This is a genomic window from Mucilaginibacter sp. (assembly GCF_965225845.1).
In the GTDB taxonomy this organism is placed as follows: domain Bacteria; phylum Bacteroidota; class Bacteroidia; order Sphingobacteriales; family Sphingobacteriaceae; genus Mucilaginibacter.
Map to the genome: position 1 here is coordinate 2,755,512 of NZ_CBDDBL010000002.1, position 19,707 is coordinate 2,775,218.

20 protein-coding genes are annotated in these 19,707 nt (G+C 39.5%); 6 read left to right on the forward strand and 14 right to left on the reverse strand.

All coding sequences use genetic code 11. From position 1 onward, the window contains the following. Window positions 1-27 precede the first annotated feature (27 nt). Window positions 28-423, forward strand: a complete 396-nt coding sequence (locus ACYZ0U_RS16680) for an acyl-CoA thioesterase (protein ID WP_461453660.1) — start codon at window positions 28-30, stop codon at window positions 421-423. On the opposite strand, the gene ACYZ0U_RS16685 is transcribed toward ACYZ0U_RS16680, so the two are convergent. Beyond that, entirely contained in the window at window positions 424-1,683 is a 1,260-nt protein-coding gene (locus ACYZ0U_RS16685; RefSeq protein WP_461453661.1) for a prephenate dehydrogenase/arogenate dehydrogenase family protein, read from the reverse strand. 130 nt (window positions 1,684-1,813) lie between these two features. On the opposite strand from ACYZ0U_RS16685, the gene ACYZ0U_RS16690 reads away from it, so the two are divergent. After that, window positions 1,814-2,533 carry a hypothetical protein gene (locus ACYZ0U_RS16690; protein WP_461453662.1) on the forward strand — a complete coding sequence of 240 codons (720 nt, stop codon included), beginning with the start codon at window positions 1,814-1,816 and terminating at the stop codon, window positions 2,531-2,533. Window positions 2,534-2,545: 12 nt separating this feature from the next. Next, complete coding sequence (locus tag ACYZ0U_RS16695; protein ID WP_461453663.1) at window positions 2,546-2,977, forward strand: hypothetical protein; 432 nt, start codon at window positions 2,546-2,548, stop codon at window positions 2,975-2,977. 428 nt (window positions 2,978-3,405) lie between these two features. Here ACYZ0U_RS16695 and ACYZ0U_RS16700 read toward each other — a convergent pair whose 3' ends face one another. The 3 genes from ACYZ0U_RS16700 to ACYZ0U_RS16710 all read right to left on the reverse strand — a co-directional run bounded on the left by ACYZ0U_RS16700 (window position 3,406) and on the right by ACYZ0U_RS16710 (window position 7,655). Then, window positions 3,406-5,778 carry an ABC transporter permease gene (locus ACYZ0U_RS16700; RefSeq protein WP_461453664.1) on the reverse strand — a complete coding sequence of 791 codons (2,373 nt, stop codon included), beginning with the start codon at window positions 5,776-5,778 and terminating at the stop codon, window positions 3,406-3,408. Between the two features lie 243 nt (window positions 5,779-6,021). After that, a complete protein-coding gene (locus ACYZ0U_RS16705) occupies window positions 6,022-6,849 on the reverse strand; it encodes a DUF5694 domain-containing protein (RefSeq protein ID WP_461453665.1) in 828 nt (275 codons plus the stop codon). Window positions 6,850-7,160: 311 nt separating this feature from the next. After that, complete coding sequence (locus ACYZ0U_RS16710) at window positions 7,161-7,655, reverse strand: DinB family protein (RefSeq protein ID WP_461453666.1); 495 nt, start codon at window positions 7,653-7,655, stop codon at window positions 7,161-7,163. 58 nt (window positions 7,656-7,713) lie between these two features. Here ACYZ0U_RS16710 and ACYZ0U_RS16715 point away from each other — a divergent pair, with 58 nt between their 5' ends. Continuing rightward, window positions 7,714-9,066 carry a hypothetical protein gene (locus ACYZ0U_RS16715; protein ID WP_461453667.1) on the forward strand — a complete coding sequence of 451 codons (1,353 nt, stop codon included), beginning with the start codon at window positions 7,714-7,716 and terminating at the stop codon, window positions 9,064-9,066. 252 nt (window positions 9,067-9,318) lie between these two features. On the opposite strand, the gene rpsJ is transcribed toward ACYZ0U_RS16715, so the two are convergent. The 8 genes from rpsJ to ACYZ0U_RS16755 form a co-directional block, all read right to left on the reverse strand. Continuing rightward, window positions 9,319-9,624 (reverse strand): 30S ribosomal protein S10, encoded by a 306-nt coding sequence (rpsJ, locus tag ACYZ0U_RS16720; protein ID WP_022830652.1) that lies wholly within the window; start codon window positions 9,622-9,624, stop codon window positions 9,319-9,321. 151 nt (window positions 9,625-9,775) lie between these two features. Continuing rightward, window positions 9,776-11,887: an elongation factor G gene (gene fusA, locus ACYZ0U_RS16725; RefSeq protein WP_461453668.1), complete on the reverse strand. Its 2,112-nt coding sequence runs from the start codon at window positions 11,885-11,887 to the stop codon at window positions 9,776-9,778. Window positions 11,888-11,998: 111 nt separating this feature from the next. Beyond that, window positions 11,999-12,466, reverse strand: a complete 468-nt coding sequence (gene rpsG / locus ACYZ0U_RS16730; RefSeq protein WP_461453669.1) for a 30S ribosomal protein S7 — start codon at window positions 12,464-12,466, stop codon at window positions 11,999-12,001. Between the two features lie 19 nt (window positions 12,467-12,485). After that, complete coding sequence (rpsL, locus tag ACYZ0U_RS16735) at window positions 12,486-12,899, reverse strand: 30S ribosomal protein S12 (protein WP_073405808.1); 414 nt, start codon at window positions 12,897-12,899, stop codon at window positions 12,486-12,488. 221 nt (window positions 12,900-13,120) lie between these two features. Beyond that, window positions 13,121-13,651 carry a tetratricopeptide repeat protein gene (locus ACYZ0U_RS16740; protein WP_461453670.1) on the reverse strand — a complete coding sequence of 177 codons (531 nt, stop codon included), beginning with the start codon at window positions 13,649-13,651 and terminating at the stop codon, window positions 13,121-13,123. 133 nt (window positions 13,652-13,784) lie between these two features. Next, window positions 13,785-13,994 carry a hypothetical protein gene (locus ACYZ0U_RS16745; RefSeq protein ID WP_461453671.1) on the reverse strand — a complete coding sequence of 70 codons (210 nt, stop codon included), beginning with the start codon at window positions 13,992-13,994 and terminating at the stop codon, window positions 13,785-13,787. A gap of 102 nt (window positions 13,995-14,096) precedes the next feature. Further along, window positions 14,097-14,219: a hypothetical protein gene (locus ACYZ0U_RS16750; RefSeq protein ID WP_461453672.1), complete on the reverse strand. Its 123-nt coding sequence runs from the start codon at window positions 14,217-14,219 to the stop codon at window positions 14,097-14,099. 401 nt (window positions 14,220-14,620) lie between these two features. Continuing rightward, entirely contained in the window at window positions 14,621-15,643 is a 1,023-nt protein-coding gene (locus ACYZ0U_RS16755) for an aldo/keto reductase (RefSeq protein ID WP_461453673.1), read from the reverse strand. 70 nt (window positions 15,644-15,713) lie between these two features. Here ACYZ0U_RS16755 and ACYZ0U_RS16760 point away from each other — a divergent pair, with 70 nt between their 5' ends. Then, on the forward strand, window positions 15,714-16,043 hold the full coding sequence (locus tag ACYZ0U_RS16760; protein ID WP_461453674.1) for a hypothetical protein: 330 nt from the start codon (window positions 15,714-15,716) through the stop codon (window positions 16,041-16,043). A gap of 65 nt (window positions 16,044-16,108) precedes the next feature. Here ACYZ0U_RS16760 and ACYZ0U_RS16765 read toward each other — a convergent pair whose 3' ends face one another. Both ACYZ0U_RS16765 and ACYZ0U_RS16770 read right to left on the reverse strand, forming a co-directional pair. After that, window positions 16,109-17,089, reverse strand: coding sequence for an acyl-ACP desaturase (locus tag ACYZ0U_RS16765; RefSeq protein ID WP_461453675.1), 981 nt, complete (start codon window positions 17,087-17,089; stop codon window positions 16,109-16,111). A gap of 51 nt (window positions 17,090-17,140) precedes the next feature. After that, window positions 17,141-18,277 (reverse strand): glycoside hydrolase family 5 protein, encoded by a 1,137-nt coding sequence (locus ACYZ0U_RS16770; RefSeq protein WP_461453676.1) that lies wholly within the window; start codon window positions 18,275-18,277, stop codon window positions 17,141-17,143. 82 nt (window positions 18,278-18,359) lie between these two features. On the opposite strand from ACYZ0U_RS16770, the gene ACYZ0U_RS16775 reads away from it, so the two are divergent. Beyond that, a complete protein-coding gene (locus tag ACYZ0U_RS16775) occupies window positions 18,360-19,706 on the forward strand; it encodes a sensor histidine kinase (RefSeq protein ID WP_461453677.1) in 1,347 nt (448 codons plus the stop codon). Window position 19,707: the final 1 nt, after the last annotated feature.

Below are 19,707 nucleotides of genomic sequence, written 5' to 3' on the forward strand. Positions count from 1 at the left end.
GAAGCATTATAGCTTCCGGGCTTTTTTATGAATTTTTATACACGTAAATGGGTAAAACCCGAAGACCTGAATGCCCACGGAACGCTATTCGGCGGAAGATTATTAAGCTGGATTGATGAGGAAGCGGCTATTTATACTATCGTGCAGTTAGGCACTAATGGCTGTGTTACCAAGTATATGTCGGAAATAAACTTTATCAACTCAGCCCGTCAGGGCGATATTATTGAATTAGGTATTAAAGCAACGCACTTTGGTAATACCTCAATTACCTTAACCTGTGAAGTGCGTAACAAGATCAGCCACAAAACTATCCTTACTATAGATAAAATTGTATTTGTCAGTCTTGATGAAAACGGCAAGCCTACCAAACACGGAAAAACGGAAATTACTTATAGTGATGAACGGTTGAGGGAAGAGGATTAGCTATTCCATCATCAATCTTCTGATCAACTCGGCACTTTGCGCTTTGCCCTCATCAAGCCGGTGGCTGAAGAATTGCTGTACTTCGTTGAAATGCTTTTTGTAACCTTCCATATCGCCGTAACCGATGATAGCCGACCACTCCCTTACCGCGGAGTGGAATTCCAAATCATCACCACGGATGGTTTTGTCGTAAAGTGCGGTTTCGATTGATTCTTCAAGCAAAGCCTCATTTTTAAACAAATACTCGGCAATACCCAATCGCAGGCGAAACGGCGGTGTTTGACAGATAAGGTTATCATAAGGATTTACCCTTAAGTGATACCAAGCATCAACCATACTTAACAAGCTTAAATGCGAGTTTGGTTTTTGCAATTCGAGTTTTGATGATAGCGAAAACTCCTTCATCACTGTATCGCTTAGCATAATAGGTTTGCGGCTTTCGTGGAAAACGAAGTCGCGGGCTTTATATATCCTTGAACGAAATTCATCCGCTTCTTCCTTTATCATCAGCTTAAACAATTCTGATTCCGATTCTGCATAAGCTTTTACCTGTTGCCTTGCATAAGGATTTAGTATTGCCAAGCCGGCATACACGTGTGCTTTATAACTGAAGATCCTCAGGGTAGTTAATATTTTTACATTATCAATCCCACCTACATAAGAACCATTTTCCCATGGGAAAAAGCCTGCAGATTTCCAGGCAGTACCCATACTTTCAAAACCTACGTGCGTTACAGCCTGGGTGTCGGCTACTATTTTGTCATGCTCGTGATAATCGCGCATTTCCACAATATCGGTTTCTATCGACGTAAACAGATCAAGCATGCGTTGATAAGCTTCCTTATCGGTACGATGTGGTATCAATATCAGCTTTTGTCCTTTTGGCTCAAAACCCGGACCATGCATGGCATGAAAAGTGATTATCTGGGCATTGGCTGGGAGGTACTTTTCAAAGATGGCTATCTCAGGAGTTTTAACCGATGTTTGGCCCGCCACAATAGCGCCAACCTTAGTTACCGGTCCGCATTCGGCTGCAACCTGCTCTAATTTTTCGGCTTCTACAGAATAGATGATCAGGTCATTAGTACGGGCGACGTCTTTACCGTTAGTTACCAAATTTATACCCAGGGGCGATAATTCCTGCTCCAGTTTAGTATAATTTTCAGGCAGATCGCAGCCGGAAACCGTGTAACCGGCTTTGGCAAAGGCTTTTGCATAAAGCTTGCCCATATCTCCTAATCCTATAAAGCCAATATTCATTCCGCTAATATAACTATGCATAGCAAATTTTCGTATCAATAAAAAAATGGCTACCTTAAATTGCCATTTAACAAACAATAAACCCGAAATATCCTTGTTTTATTAATATGGTTATATGTAATTTCACAATATGAAGAAGCCGCTTATATTTCCAATCATTATCTTATTTACCTGCTTCACCATAGCATCATTACACGCACAGGATTCAGTAAAAAAAGCATCTGTTGCAAAGCCTGCTGTTATAAATCCTTATTCCAAGTATAAATATAAACCTGCTGCTTCGGTCTATGCATCAAGAGTAGCAGATAGCACAAAAGTCATTGCCGCTTCGAAACCAGCTGCACCAACCGATAACAGCCTTAACGGTCAATATCAATATTTGCTTACCAAAGTTTACTTCTACCAGCAACCATTACTGAATGCTTTTCACAAGAGCATTACCGACACGCTTACGCTTGCACGCCAGGAATTAAAAGCTTCGCAAGCTAAACTTGCTGTTGCGAATAAAATAATCGACAGCCTGCAGGCCAGCATCAAGGTAAATGCGCAAACCCTTACCGAATCAAATCAAAAAGTAGATGAGGTTAGCTTCATAGGCATACCCGTTACCAAGGAAACCTACAATTGGATCATGTGGGGATTAGTTTTAGTATTCGGCGCTACTGCTGTAATTGTGATTGCCAGATCAGGCGCAAGTACGCGTGAGGCTACCTATCGCACCCAGCTATACAGCGAATTAGAAGAAGAGTACCGCGTATACAAAACCAAAACCGTTGAAAAGGAAAAGAAAATGGCCCGCGAACTCCAAACCGAGCGCAACAAGATCGACGAGCTGTTAGGCAGGGGATAATCTGATTTACGTATGAAAGCCTATCTTTTCGGCTGGAACCCGGTTAAGTTTAAATGGGACGATCTGGATGATGATATTGCAAAGCTTCAGGCCGGTGAAAAGCTGGAAGAAGATTGGAGCTGCGCCAGCCATAAAACAATTAAACCCGGCGACAGGGCTTACATTGTACATGTAGGACAAGATCCAAGAGGCATATTTGCATCTGGAATTATTTCATCCGAGCCATTTCTCGCTTTACGCAAGGGACGAACCTATTATCGCATAGCCATCACCATTGATGTGCTCTTTAACCCGCAAAAGCAACCCATACTAACTTTAGATATTCTGAAAACCGGTAACCTCTCCGCGCAAACCTGGACACCACAATCATCCGGCATCTCCATCCGACCGGAATTGGTAGATGAACTGCAAGGCGTTTGGCAGGATTTCCTGGAAAATAATTAGGTTGATCGAGCCTGTTTCAGTTTGAAAGCTACATCCCATTTCACCGTTAATAAACACTTTGAAACATCACTGAAACTACCCCCAAACTTAACCGAAACATATCTGAATGAACCGAAACACCCCCGAACATTCAGAAACAAACCGGCACAATCCCGAACATCTAAATATCTGATTATTACCAGATAATCAATTTAACACTGTTTCAGTGTTGAAACACATTCAAGTTGATTACCAATAACTTATATTCATAAATAAACAACCTGAAACAAGCACCCGGTAATCCCTTTTTGCCAGTTCAAGCGTCCAGGCATGAACTTTATTTTTTGTAAGCGTCCACGCTTACTTTAATTATTGGATGACCATTATCGTAAGCGTGAACGCTTACACCATTCTGCATTCAAGCGAAAGGCGCTTTAACGGGCTAAGGTCTATTCACTCCTTAGGCTTTTTACAGGGTTAGCAACTGCTGCTTTTATGGCTTGCGCACTCACCGTCATTAGGGTAATGAGCATTGCACCTGCACATGATACCATGAACACCCACCATGAAATATCGGTATGATAATGATAGGCCTTTAACCAGTTGTTCAAATAATACCAGGCTAGTGGTGTTGCTATAAAACAAGAGATCAATACCAGGAGAATAAATTCTTTTGATAGCATTCCCCATAAATTAGCTACTGAAGCGCCTAATACTTTACGAACACCTATTTCCTTAGTGCGCTGCTCCGCTACAAATGATGCCAGCCCGAATAATCCTAACGATGAAATGAATATGGCAAGTATGGCAAAAAATGATGCCAGTTTACCAATACGCTCCTCATCCGAAAATTTTTCCGCATATTCATCGTCCGTAAATTTATAGGCAAAGGGGCTGCCGGGATTATAGCGTTTAAACACATTGCCAATTTTATCGAGCGCGGCAGAAATAGCCATCGTTGGTTTTATTTTTATGGTGATAACATTGGCCCATCCATAGTTCATCATAAATACGGTTGGGTCAACGGGTATATAGGGTGAATTCATGATCATATCTGATACCACACCTACAACTGTATAAGCTTTGCCATTTAGCTTCACCGTTTGGCCCACAGGATTTTTAAAGCCGATAAGTTTTTGCGCGCTTTCATTCAGCACCATGGCATTGGTATCAGTAGCAAATGCTTTTGAAAAATCGCGCCCCTGGGTTACATGCCAGCCAATTGTTTTACCAAAATCATGGGTAACCGCAATGGTTCCTAAAACAGGGGTAACTGATGGATCTTTGCCCGTCCAATCGAACCCTATTTGGTTCGACCATACACCTGTAGTAGGGCTTGATGATTCTGCCATATTCTCAACAGCCCCGGTACGGATCAGGTCGTTCCTGATGGCATCGTAATGGCCAATCAAATCGGGCGTGTTCATCATCACGGTAATTAATCCGGCACGTGAGTAACCGATAGGCCTGTTCTTTGCAAATTGAATTTGCTTAAATACAATCACCGTACCTATAATAAGTGTAATCGAAATAGTAAACTGCAATACCACCAATATTTTACGCGGCAGTGCCGAAAAACGACCGGTGCGGAATGTCCCCTTTAACACCTTAACCGCGTTAAAGCCCGACAAATAAAAAGCAGGGTAACTGCCGGATATTACTCCTGTAAATGTTACAAATAACATGGCGATGAGCCAAAACCATGGATTTGCAAAAGGCACTTGCATTTGTTTATCGGCCATGAGGTTAAAATATGGCATAAACAGCAGTACAATAACAAGGGCAAGGGCAAAAGCAATTACAGCCATTATAATAGATTCGCTTAAAAATTGAATTACCAATTGTTTGCGTAACGAACCAATAGCTTTACGTATGCCAACCTCTTTGGCCCTTTTCTCCGAGCGGGCAGTGCTCAAATTCATAAAGTTAATGCACGCCAGCAACAATACAAACGCGCCGATGATGCCAAACAACCATACGTAAGTTATGCGGCCACCTTTTACTTTTCCATTTTCAAACTCGCTGTAAAGGCGCCATTTATCCATGCTATGCAACATCAGGCGTTCGTGGCCTTCTTTAAAATGAGTACCCGCGAGCGGTTCTATTTTAGCTGAAACAACATCCATATTTACATTAGGGTTCATCTGCACAAATAATTGAAAGCTATGGTTCCCCCACTGTGTTTGTGAATCCTGCAGCCATTTTTCAGTATTGATATACTTATCCCATGGCATCAAAATATGCGTATCGCTAAACGATGAATTATGAGGGATATCTTCATAGATCCCAGCAACCGTCATGTCATATTTGCTGTTTACCCGTATGGTCTTATTCATAGGGTCAGTGTCCCCAAATAATGCCTTCGCTGTCGATTGGCTTATTAATATTGAAAGTTGATCATTCAGCGCATTAATATTCCCCTCAATCATATGCAGGCTCATCATTGTTGGGAATACCGACTGAACCCACATGCCATTACCGGAGATCTTTTTGTCGCCATTAGCTAATATGTTGTCATGATTTCCTGAGGAAAATGCGATACTTTTAAAATCCGCTCCATATTTATTATGCAGTTCAGCTCCAAGCGGCATGGCCACGGCATCTTGTGTAGACACCTGTCCGTTAAACTCCATTGTTGCCATCACCTGTGCTATATCACTGTGGTTGTTATGGTAATGGTTATAGGTAAGTTCATCCATTAGCCACAAACCAATCAACATGGCCACCGCCATACCAAAAGCCAGGCCCAGGATATTTATGGACGAATAAACCCTATTTTTGATTAGGTTACGCCACGCTATTTTGATAAAGTTTTTAATCATAATGTGATGATCTACAGTTCAAGCTATCTATCCCAATACGATGCCACTATTGTAAATAGCTGTTAAACAATCATTTAATCAAAACAAACTCAAATTAACCGTTCGCTTTTGATACAGGTGGTGTTCGTTTGCGATATGATAAACTTTTTTTAAGCTATCATAGTCGGATCTTTACACTATTACTCACGCAGTTTCAAATGTCCACGCTTACTTTTATCTTTTGTAAGCATAGGCGGGTATAAATTATTTATTAATAACATCCGCCAGCTCTACAATCTTATAAGCAGGGTTTAGTTTAAAAAATACTCCCAGGGCTGCAATATGGCTTGCCCCCAATATGACCATTACTTTTTGGTCATCAGGACTGATCTTTTTTTGTATCAATGAATACATATAAATATTCCTTTTGTACCATTGGGCCGCTACGTCTGCCCCAATAAAATTATTTGGCTCACCTGCTTTAGTCAGCAAATTGGTGTAAAACCCAAGATCTGCATTGCGGTAAGTTTGTGTATTCTGTGCCAATAAAATATCGGTAAGCGAAGCTCCGCTTTGAACCAGGTTATTAAAGTTGCTTGAGATATTTTTGATATATTCAGGTATGGCTTGCATAAGTTGCTCCTGTTTAGCCTGGGTTATCACTTTCATTACTGAATCGGTCCCTTTAAGATTCATTCTATAATCTATAGCATCAATTTTATTTAAGCCCAGTGCTTTTCCTGATTTAAAACCGATCTGATAAATCTCGCTCTTATCATTTAAGCCCGACATGATCTTATCCGCTAAAAAATCCTGGTACAACTGATCAAGCTTATTTTGATCCTGGTACGGGTATTCAACCAAAACCCGCTGTGGTTTAAATTTCACTATAGCAGCAATTATATGATCGATCTCTTTTTGTACAGCAACAGATTTTATATCTAACGATTTCAATTTTGAAGCATCCAGACCGGGGTTTTCAAAGTGGAATGTTCCGATCATTAACACTTGGGTTTGCTGGGCATGGCCGGAGTAAACAAATAAAAGGCAGGTTAATAAGCATATTATTAGCTTAAAATTTAATTTAAACATAGGGAAAAGAAGATTTTTACAGGATAAAGCTGACCTATTTACAATTTGATTAAACCTGGGGAATATCGGTTTCAAAGCTTCATTATCTCAGCATATCAAACATACAACTAAAAAGCGGCTATCAATGGTACTAAATGCGGTATATTAAGCTTAATGAAACAAATTCATCAAGTCTCTCCAACTCTTCGCCAGTTCAAGCTTCCACGCTTGAACTCAAGTTTTTTATAAATTTCCACGCTTACTTTATTTACCGGTCAACCATTATTGTAAAAGTGGACGCTTGAACGGGCAAAGAGATGTTTATATAGCTTTTAGACTTCGTTTTTGTTCCAAAATGGCACAGACAGCAACTTCAAATATGTAAAAATTATACCACTATGCTCCGCTTCGTGATAGTTAGCGGCTTGCAATGCCTGGATATGATTTTTCACTTTAAATCCGATGGGCAACTCAAAGGGGGAATAGTTAACAAATAATCCGGATTTCAGATCTAATTCCAGTTGGTCGACTGTATAGATCAGTAAATGTTTTACCTCATTCACATCCGGAGTAGTTGTCCAGGAAAGCGGGGATGACCCAATTTTAAAGGCATCCATAAATTCGTTAGATATATGCATCGGCAATCCGCTACGCATATACACGTGCCGCTGTTGCGAAGTGATGCAATGCCCGATATTCCAGATTATATTATTATTGAAACCTTTTGGAATCGTGAATAATATATCACGCCCAACTGTTTCTATTAAATGAAACAGCCTAAGCCTGCTTGCCCTTAAAATTTCACACTCGAAACGTTCATTGATCATATAATTAGTTTTAATGATTGTTATTAAGATTATAAATTTACAATATTGCGAAAGGCGTATGATCAACTCTGAATTTTATAATAACAATATCCTAAAGATTTACCATGACAGTAAATTTAATAAACTTGCTTTGCTAAAGCGAAGATTTGACTGTTCGGTATACATTGCTATCATCAGTTTGAATGATAACTCAACTACTATTATAAATGTAGAGGGCATTTTTACTAATTTATTGGTAGGATTTAATAATTCAGATTATTTTAAAAACCCTGATTACACTAATCGTAATATAGCAATTAAAGCAAACAAGGAATTACTTAATGATTACTCCCGGGATTTTATATTAGTTTCTGAATTTAAGGTTTTTGAAGTAGACTTTAACCGAAACGAAATATTACTGGTAACTGCACATAAAGAATATAAAACAACGGATAAAAACCGACCTTTAGTTGACAATAAATATAATCACTACATAGTTCTAAACTTTGAAGGCGAGATTGTGCTCTATAATCAAATTAATAAGGGAGGTAGATCTCATGACTACCTTAATAGCTTACAATTTCTGGATCATAAAACACTTTTTGTATTTAATTATGAAAACCATGAATTTACTTTGTGGGATTTACCAACGAAGCAATCAACTGTAACCAAGCTGATAGACTACGAAATTTACATTCCTAATGAAGATATTTACTATGAATATGTTGGTCCTTATGCATTGCACCGTGGCTTAAGATTAGTTGCTTTTCAACTTGAAAATCCAACTTATGGGCAAGATTGTATTAAGATAGCAACAATTAATGATGAAAATTCCTTAGAATTTATTTTAAGTTATACTTACCAAGAACCGCGATTATGCGAAATGGTATTCAATCTAAAAGGTGATAAAATCTATATAATTGAAATAATTCCGGAGTTGTATGGACTAAATATCCCAAATGTTAGCATTTGTATTTATACATTTGAGTTAGAACTAACGCTAAAACATACAATATCCACAAAGCTCAATCATAGTGTGGGGATACAAAAAATATGCAATTATACAGCTGAAATTATTTGCATAATCACATCTGATTGGTTTTTTCTTTATAATATCATTACTGGCTTTGAAGTTGGGTTTATTAAAAGAGAACCAACATCACCCTATTATATATCAACTAATAAAATTTTCTATCTCAAAAATAAAAAACTATATCATTTCAGCATTGAAGATGGTGAGTTACCTGTTTATCCTATCGAAGATGATAAACAGGATGTAAATATTCCTGTTTCACCTAAAATAAAAGAACATCAATCAAATCCTATTGCTAATCATGAATTTCAATCTCCTAAACCCAGAACTTCAGGATATATAAGATTTCTTATATTCCTTCTAATAATTATACTCAGTTGGGTTAAATGCAATAAGTAATATTCAAACATTTTCTCTTTATCTTACTACATAAAATAGAAAAGTGACAACTTAGAGTCAGCGATACCAAAGAAAAGTAAACGTTAATGTAAAGCCGTAGAATGCACACCGCAGAAGATTCTTCACTACGTTCAGAATGACAAAGGGGATAGGTTAAAAGCAAAAAAGCCATCCGAATTATCGAATGGCTTTTTATATCTTGAATCTTGATTCTAATATCTTGACTCTAAATGTCCGTACCTTCCGGTACTATCACACTTTAATTTCAACTTCAACTCCACTTGGCAATTCAAGTTTCATTAAAGCGTCTACAGTTTTTGAGTTAGAGCTGTAGATATCCAATAACCTCTTGTAAGAGCATAATTGGAACTGCTCACGTGCTTTTTTGTTTACGTGCGGTGAACGCAGTACTGTAAAGATTTTCTTTTCAGTAGGTAAAGGAAGCGGTCCGCTTACTACAGCGCCGGTTGGCTTTACGGTCTTAACGATCTTCTCAGCTGATTTATCAACCAGGTTGTAATCGTAAGATTTTAGTTTGATTCTGATTCTTTGGCTCATTTTTATTTTTGTTTTAAACTACCCTAAGAGCTATTTATTAGATGTAGTTGGTTTATTTATTATTTGCAGATGTGCTTATATGCAAATGTGCGGATGCTTTTAATTTCTCATTTGCATATCTGCACACCTGCATATATTCACATCAATTTATTTACGCATTTTGTGCTGCTTTTTTACCTTTTACTTTGGCAACTACTTCTTCCTGTACGTTACGTGGCGCTTCAGCATAGTGATCAAACTCCATGGTTGAAGTAGCACGGCCAGAGGTGATAGTACGTAACTGAGTTACATAACCAAACATTTCTGAAAGTGGTACCGTTGCTTTAATTACCTGTGCACCTGCGCGTGAGTCCATGCCTAATAGCTGGCCACGGCGACGGTTCATGTCACCAATAACATCACCCATATTTTCTTCAGGGGTAAGGATCTCGATTTTCATGATCGGCTCTAACAACATTGGTTTACATTTTGGCAATGCCTCGCGGTAAGCCATCTTAGCTGCTAACTCGAAAGATAGCGCGTCTGAATCGACTGCGTGGAATGAACCATCAATTAACCTTACTTTTAAGTTAGTTAAAGGGAAACCTGCTAACACGCCATTTGCCATTGAAGCCGCGAAGCCTTTTTCAACAGATGGGATAAACTCACGAGGGATTGAACCACCGCTAATTTCGTTAACAAATTGTAATCCTTCTTTACCTTCGTCGTTTGGTGATAATATAACTTGTATATCAGCAAATTTACCACGGCCACCGGTTTGTTTCTTATAAGTTTCACGGTGCTGTGTAGTACCGGTGATTGATTCTTTGTAAGCAACTTGTGGAGCGCCCTGGTTAACCTCAACTTTAAACTCACGTTTTAAGCGGTCCATGATGATATCTAAGTGAAGCTCGCCCATGCCTGAAATTACAGTCTGGCCGGTTTCTTCGTCGGTATTCACACGGAAGGTTGGGTCTTCTTCAGATAATTTACCTAAAGCCATACCTAATTTATCAACGTCAGCCTGAGTTTTTGGCTCAATAGCCAAACCGATAACCGGCTCAGGGAAGTTCATTGATTCCAGGATGATCGGGTGTTTCTCATCGCAAAGGGTATCACCTGTTTTAATATCCTTAAAGCCCACTACCGCAGCAATATCACCGGCACCTACGTTAGGGATCGGGTTTTGCTTGTTAGCGTGCATTTGGAATATACGGCTGATACGCTCTTTGTTGCTTGAACGCATATTATATACATACGAACCTGCCTCTAAGTTACCTGAGTATACGCGGATAAAGCACAAACGGCCTACGAAAGGATCCGTTGCGATTTTAAACGCTAAAGCAGCAAATGGCTCTTTTTCTGATGGCTGGCGGATAATTTCTTCACCTGTATCAGGGTTAGTACCAACAATGCCGTCAACATCAAGTGGCGAAGGCAATAGCTCCATCACGTAATCAAGCATGGTTTGTACACCTTTGTTTTTGAATGATGAACCGCAAACCATAGGAACGATCTTAGCATCCAACACTGCTTTACGTAAAGCGTCAAGCACTTCGCGCTCAGTAATGCTTTCAGGTGCATCAAAAAATTTCTCCATCAGGCTTTCGTCATACTCAGCAACTGATTCAAGCAATTTTTCTCTCCACTCGGTAGCTTCCTCGATCATATCTTCAGGGATAGGCACTTCTGTAAAGGTCATACCTTTATCATGCTCATTCCAAACAATACCTCTCCAGTTAATTAAGTCAACAACACCTTTAAAGCTTTCTTCAGCACCAATTGGTAACTGCAAAGGCACAGCGTTACTGCCTAACATACTTTTTACCTGTTTTACAACATTTAAAAAGTCGGCACCTGAACGGTCCATTTTATTAACGAAACCAATACGGGCAACGTTGTAGTTATTAGCAAGCCTCCAGTTAGTTTCAGATTGTGGCTCAACACCATCAACCGCGCTAAATAAGAAAACCAAGCCATCCAATACGCGTAACGAGCGGTTTACTTCTACAGTAAAATCCACGTGTCCCGGTGTATCAATAATGTTAATGTGGTAATTGTGTCCACGGTATTTCCAGCCAACAGTAGTAGCTGCAGAGGTAATGGTAATACCACGTTCCTGCTCCTGCGCCATCCAGTCCATTGTAGCTGCACCTTCGTGTACTTCACCAATCTTGTGGCTCACGCCCGAGTAGTAAAGGATACGCTCTGTTGTAGTGGTTTTACCGGCATCAATGTGGGCGGCAATACCTATGTTTCTTGTATATTTAAGATCTCTTGACATCTATTTTTTTGTTTTTGGATTTCACCGATTTTTAAATGATTACACCGATTATAACGTGTAAACATATATAATCGGTGTAATCGTATTATTAAATCGGTGTAATCTAATTTATTAGAAACGGAAATGTGAGAACGCTTTGTTGGCCTCAGCCATTTTGTGCGTATCTTCTTTCTTCTTCACTGCTGCACCTTCACCTTTAGCTGCCGACATGATCTCGCCTGCTAATTTTTCCATCATGGTTTTTTCACCACGACGGCGTGCGTAGCTGATCAGCCATTTCATACCCAAAGCAATTTTACGCTCCGGACGAACTTCTGTAGGTACCTGGAAGTTTGCACCACCAACACGGCGGCTTTTTACTTCAACAGCAGGCATTACGTTATTTAAAGCTTTTTTCCAGGTTTCTAACCCGCTTTCGCTTGTTTTCTTTTCAACTATTTCAACTGCATTGTAAAATATAGCGTACGCGGTAGATTTTTTACCATCATACATCATATTGTTTACAAACCTGGTTACCAAAATATCATTGAATTTTGGATCAGGAAGAAGGATTCTCTTTTTTGGTTTCGACTTTCTCATTTTTACTATCCTCCTTTAATTATTTCTTTTTACCTTTTGTTGGAGCCGCAGCTACTTGACCTGGTTTAGGGCGTTTAGTACCGTATTTTGAACGGCGCTGATTACGACCCGCAACACCTGATGTATCTAACGCGCCACGGATGATGTGGTAACGTACACCTGGTAAATCTTTAACACGGCCACCACGGATTAATACAATGGAGTGCTCTTGCAAGTTGTGTCCTTCACCGGGGATATAAGCATTCACTTCTTTTCCATTGGTTAAGCGCACACGGGCAACTTTACGCATTGCTGAGTTTGGTTTTTTAGGGGTAGTGGTATACACGCGGGTGCATACTCCTCTTCGCTGTGGACAGCTGTCCAACGCTGGCGACTTACTCTTGTCAACCAGAGCTACTCTACCTTTTCTAACTAATTGCTGAATAGTAGGCATTTTTCCTTTTTAGTATTTACAGTTTTATCCTTATTTTAAGGACTGCAAAGGTAGGCACAATATTTCTGATTTTCAATAGGGTATATGAATTATTTTTACGATAGGTGTTTCTTAGTCATGCAATTGCATTTGCTTTTTGTCTTGAACCATGATTTTAACGATTAAAGGATGGCTTGAAATGATTTCATAGTATCATTCGTTACACAAAAAATTCATCTTTATCAAAAACCCAAACTAACCGCCGCCTTGTAAATCTCAGAATTTGGCAACGACCATCCTTTTGCTTTCACTATCCATTCCTTATAATCATCTTCCTTACCCATTTTATGGTAAACACTAGCCAGGTTAAAAGCCATTTCGGCTTTATTTTCATTCGCCGATTGAGAATCCGGTGACAAATCAATTCCTTGTTTATAAAGCGCTATTGCTTTATCGTATTCCTTTTTATTCATGTAAGCAAAACCCAATTCGCGATAGAGCATGGTGTTTTTCGGATTATATTTAACTGCGCTTTCTAATACAGTAATCGCATCATCCGGCCTGTTTAACGCGTTGTAGGCATAGGCAACCTCAAACTCCAAACCCTTATAATGCGGATTGGCCTTATAGGCCTTGTCCAGGTATTTTAAAGCGGTTTTACAATCGCCGGCTGCGTTATAGTTAAAGCCCATGCGGTAATTATAAAATGTAGATGTATCATTTCTGCCCTTATAATAAAGCTCTATCCAGGCTGGCCGTGGCTGTAAATCCATTTCTTTAAAATGCGATGGTGGCAGTAAGGCTACATTTACCGTGTTGGGCCCCAATCTATATATCTGTCTTTGTACTTAAACATGCTGGAGTCGGCATTATAATGTCCGCTCGCATCAATGGTGAAAAAGCCCTTTAAATCAAAAGTAAATCCCGCCACTTCATCAATATAAATAATCCATAAAAATGCCTTCCGGATGTATCTCTTTGGGGCATTACTACCCACTTCAACTCGCAATTGGTAAAGCGCTGGTTAAATTTCAGGGCGGTATCAACATAATGTTTTTGTGCAAAAGCACAGACCATTAAAATAGCAAAAAAGCCGGTGAGGATTATTCTTTTCATAGGATTATAGGTTCAGGGTAAAGCTAAGCAATAGCCGCAACAAAAAAAAGAGCCTTGAAATTTTCAAGACTCTTTTATAAACACTCACTCAACCTCAAAAAATTAGTAACCACCGTGGTAGTAATGATGCGGGTGGCCGTAACCATAACCTACATAGCAACCTGATGTAACTGATACTACTGCTGCTCCTATGATCAATGCTAATGCAAAAATTCTCTTTTTCATAATCGTATTTTTTAATTTAAACAACTAAATCGCGTTGTATAATTATTGGATACAATTAAATCCAAAAGGATTAATCTGCCTTTAGTTATTTTCAGTTTATAATTAAATTCTGTTATTTTGCTTTGGTAACTTGTTAAACAATTCGCAATTAAAAGCCTCTTTAGAAATATCATAAAAAAGCCTTCAACTGTTAAGTTAAAGGCTTAGTGTTAATGTCCTGGTACGCCTGGTGGCGGTGGCGGCATGGCGTGCCTTGGGGCACAGCTTGTAGTGCCCAGTACTGCAAGTGTTAAAGCAAGCAATACCATCGAAATAATTTTGTTTTTCATGGCTTCATTTTATTGGTTAATAATACTTTGCTGCCATTTGTTTTTAACAGTTAACCACCTGTAGTTATAATGTTACTTTCTTTTCTCCACCTTATCATAAAACCCGCCGAATGAATTATTGCGCACTGCATCCTCCTTAAAAAAATCGCCGGGGAAACCGAGTGAGATAGCGCTTGCCTCATCCAGCCTTTTTAATTGGTCTTCATTAAGCGTAACGTCCATTGTTTTCAAATTATCACTCAGCTGGTCAACCTTGGTAGCGCCAATAATAGGGATGCAGGAAAACCCTTGTTGCCTTGTCCACTGTAAAGCCACATTGCCGGGCGATATGCCCAGCTCACTGGCAATAGCTATAACTACTTTGGTTATTTTCTCACTGTGCTCGCCCAAGCGGTTGCTTTCAGGTTTAATTCGGCCTTTTTCACCGCGTAAGTATTTACCTGTTAATGCACCGCCGGCCAATGGTGCCCAGGGTGTAACAGTCATCCCGAAATGTTTGGCCATCGGGATCAGTTCGCGTTCAGGTGTGCGTTGCAGCAAGCTATACTCCACCTGCAAAGCAATAAACTGGCTCCAGCCCATTAGCTCAGCAAGGGTATTCCCTTTGGCTACCACCCAGGCAGGGGTATCGCTAATAGCGGCATAGTTTATTTTCCCTTGCTTGATCAGGTCATCCATGCCGCGCAAAACTTCGTCGATGGGGGTAATATCATCCCAGATATGCAGGTACAGCACATCAATAAAATCAGTTTTCAGGCGCTTCAGGCTGTCCTCAACGCTGCGCATCATATTCTTGCGGTTATTTCCTGATGCATTAGGGTTAGTGCTATTATCCTTCAGCGTATATTTAGTAGCCAGCGCGAAATAATCCCTATCATGGTTACTCAAATAATCCCCGATGATCTTTTCGCTGGTACCGAGCTTGTAAACATTGGCAGTATCAATAAAATTGCCGCCGGCATTGGCAAAGGCATCCATAATATCAAAACTGGTGGTAGCATCAGCGCCCCAGCCGTCCTCGGTACCAAAACCCATGGTACCCAAACAAAATTCCGAAACTTTAAGGCCCGAACGGCCCAGTAATTTGTATTTCATGATGGTAGTTTTAAAGCAAACAATATTAACACACTTTTGGTTGTAAACTTAGTTAAAACTTGTTTCTGTTATGAAAATTGTAACCCTGCATAAGCCGCTTAATATCGATAGCATCTATAACCACCTGTCGCAAAACCTTAACCCGGTTTTTAATAAGCATAAACCTACAAGTTATAAATATACTGTAGAAAATTTAGACGACGCGATCGAAATTACACAACCCGAACTATATCCCGGTGATGTGCTTTACCACATAGAAATTGATCACGATAAATTAAACATTACCCGATCTGAGCATTACGTAGATGATGTGAACTCACTTACCCTGGAAAGTGTGATGAACGAATTGTTCGACGACCTGTCCGGCAAAGGCGGTACGGATCTGGTGCAGGAAGGGTAGATTGGTGATTAATTAATTAGAGATTAGTTTATTATAATCTCTAATCTTCAGTCTCTAATCTCTACCTAAGAATTGATCCACGTAAATTTATATTCCAGCATGGGGTTTTTCATACGCTCTGCTACACGGAGTAAACGGTTTGGCAGGTTAACAATATAGTCACGTGCTTTTTCGCCGGTTTCGTTAAGGTCGGTCATGCTTTCAATGTGCCAGTCCTCAATCAATTCTTTTAAAATATCAACGTAATCAATCGCGGTGTATATGCCTAAGCGCTGCGCAGCATCGGTAAAGTGACCAAAGGTTTGGCCTATCTTTAAACCAACTTCGCGTAAAAAGTGTGCCGGCATTACAATTTTCTTGCGCATCATATCTTCAAAAGCAAGCATAGCGCCGTTAGGGTCAACCTCGAATACTTTTTCGATGAAATATTTATAAGCTTTAGCGTGGCGCGCCTCGTCCGAAGCAATTACTCCGCACATTTTTGATAATAAGGTATCACCATCCTTTTTAGCCTGTGAGGCTACACGGCGGTGCGAAATATTGGTTGCCAGCTCCTGGAACGAGGTGTAAATAAAGTTGCGGTAAGGATCATGTCCTGTACCGATATCAAACCCATCGGCAATAAGGTACTGGGTTGATACTTCCATCATGCGCATATTTACACGGCCCGATAGGTACAAGTATTTATTCAGCAGGTCACCATGGCGGTTTTCTTCGGCGGTCCAGTGACGGTTCCATTTCATCCAGCCACCCTCTTCGTCATCAGATACGCCCTGAACCATCGCCAGCCATGATTCATAGCTTGGCAAAGCCTCTTCGGTAATGGTATCACCTATCAGTACAGCAACCAGGTCGTAAGATAAACCTTTGGCGCTTTCCTGCATCTCTTTTATCTCGGTAAAAAATGTATCCCTTGAAGCATCGGGCAAAAAGTCGGATGGTTGCCAGATGGTATCTATGGGCTTTAAATATTCACCCATCTTATCGAGCATAAATTTCTCGATATGTACCATAACTTCCCGTCTCTTTTCTTCAAAAAATATCATAACGTATCAGTAAAGCGCAAATGTACTTATTTTAATATAAATAAAAATATATCATTTAGCGGCGTTATAGCCAATGGCCTCGCGCATACAATCGGGTAAATCAGCCATAGATGGCGGGCCGTTAAAAATGGAGAAGTTTGAATTATAATCCCACATAATACCCGGGATGTTCAAAGCCTTCAAAGTGTTTCGCATTGCCTTAATGTAACGGCAGCGGCTGTCCTGATCTGCATACTTATTGTATACGCCATACTCGCCGCACAATATGGGCACGTCATATTTATTTCCCCAGTTTTTCACGATCTGCAATTTATCTTTTAGCGATTGTTGATTCCCATCGCGCTGGTATTGGTAATAGTTAGTTTCGCCCCAGGTATTTTTCGCACGGGGATTCAATTTTGGGAAATTTTCCCCATTGTATGGAAATGATACCCCGGTTGTCGCGACCTGGTCGCCAATCCACTCGGCGCCCTGGTGGGTAAAAAAGAAAGGTTCATAAAAATGAAAAGTATAAATAATATTGTCATCCGCCAGGCGCACAAAACGGCTCAATTCATAAATACTGTCGAAGTTTGACGCCCCAACAATCAATGTACGGTTCTTGTCAATTTTACGTACCGCAGTAACTATGTTGTATATGGCATCCTTCCAGATTTGCGGGTCCATATGCGGGGGTTCATTGTATAACTCAAAAAATAAGTTGTCCGCGCCTTGGTTGATGTACCTTTTAGTTAATATTTGCCATAAATTAATGATACGAGGCGTTTCAGTTAAATAATTACCATCATTCAAATTACCTGCATGATAATCAATAATCAGTTTAAAACCGTATTGGTTACATTGCTTTACAACTTCATCAACATGGGCAAGCGCTTTTTCTAAGGGTGTGCCCTTCGACTCAAAATAAGCAAAAGCCACCGGCAAACGGATGCTTTTAAAGCCAAGCTTTTTTAACAGTTTAAAGTCCGCATCTTTTAGTTCAACAGTATCCAATATATTGTTGTTCCAGGTTTGCTCCAGCCATGATACACTTACGCCGTTATTTAAACTTTGCGCACGTTTAAATACGATTGACCGGCTGGGTGTTGTTTTTGGATTGCTTTTTGTATAAAGGGGTAATAGAGCAAAAGCGAGTAACAAAATCCGGCTTATTAGCGTTGAAATAGTGCGATGGTTTTTGATAGCCATTAATTTATTTTAATTTTAGTCGCATTTGTAAATTTAATATAAACCTGATTGATACTTAAATCATAATAAAGAAAAGCGAATAATGTTTATTCAAATTACTAAAGAAGAGTTAGCCCGGGATCTGTCCAAAAAAGCATGGTATCAAACCAACATTATCATATTTTCTATCATACTGTTATATCCGCTGTTTTTTATAGCCGATTTAATCTATGCGCCTAACGTATGGTTGCAATTTGTTATTGTACGTATTATAATAAGTGTGGTAATTTATGCTTTATATACCTTATTTCAGCGTAAAAAATATAGTTACCGCATATTACTGCATATCTCATTCCTGTTTTTGTCAGTAACATCGGCATTACTTTGCACACTGGTAAATATCGAATATTTAAATATCTATTTCCTGCTGTACTCGGTAGTGTTGCTGTTTTTCAACCTCCAGGTTTTTTGGGAGCCGATAAACTCGGTTATACAAACTTTAATAGCTTTTTTATTGGTAGCGCTATTTTTTAATTTGTTTAGTTCATATAATCTGGACCTGTTTATCAGTAATGGCGGGCAATTCTTTTTCATTACCGCAGTTATATCATGCCTTATACCTGCCGCGCGGTATAAAGTAATGGAACGTGAGGTTCGCTCACAAATACTTATCGAAAAATCAAACGAGCAACTTAAGGATCAGAACCGTGATATCAACGAAAAGAACAAGATCATTGATATGCAGTATGAGCAATTGCGTAAGCTTGATGAACATAAAAACAGCTTTATTAATATCGCTGGCCACGACTTAAAAAACCTTATCGGTTCAATCGTGATGAGTAATAATATGATCCAGGAAGAGGATTACAGATTAAGCTCGGATCAAAAGGAATTTGTTGGTTATATAGCAGATTCGGCTGAGAAAATGCAGTATATGCTGAACAAACTGATGGATGTTAAGGAGATTGAATCGCCTGAGATGAATTTCAATATGGAGGTTTTTGATATTAACGCCGAGGTGCTGCATGTGTTTAGGGGCCTTGTTGAAACAGCGCAGATGAAGAACATTCACCTGGTTGATAACATTTTAAAATTACCATTACAAGTTAAGCTGGATAAGGTTTTTGTTGGCCAGGTATTTCAAAACCTGGTATCAAATGCCATCAAATTTTCGCAAACTAATAACAGTATAAAAATAGTTACCAGTTTGCAGCGCCAAAAATTTGTATTTGAAATTATAGATGAAGGGATAGCTATTGGCCAGGATGAATTGAATATGATGTTCAACAAATTAAAAACTCTGAACGATGCAACCGGATCAAAAGAAAGCAGGCTTGGCCTGGGACTATCCATCGCCAAACTGATGACAAAAGAAATGGGCGGTGAACTGATATACCGCAGCGACGAGAACGGCAACTATTTTAGAGTAGAATTTTACGTAATAAATTAAC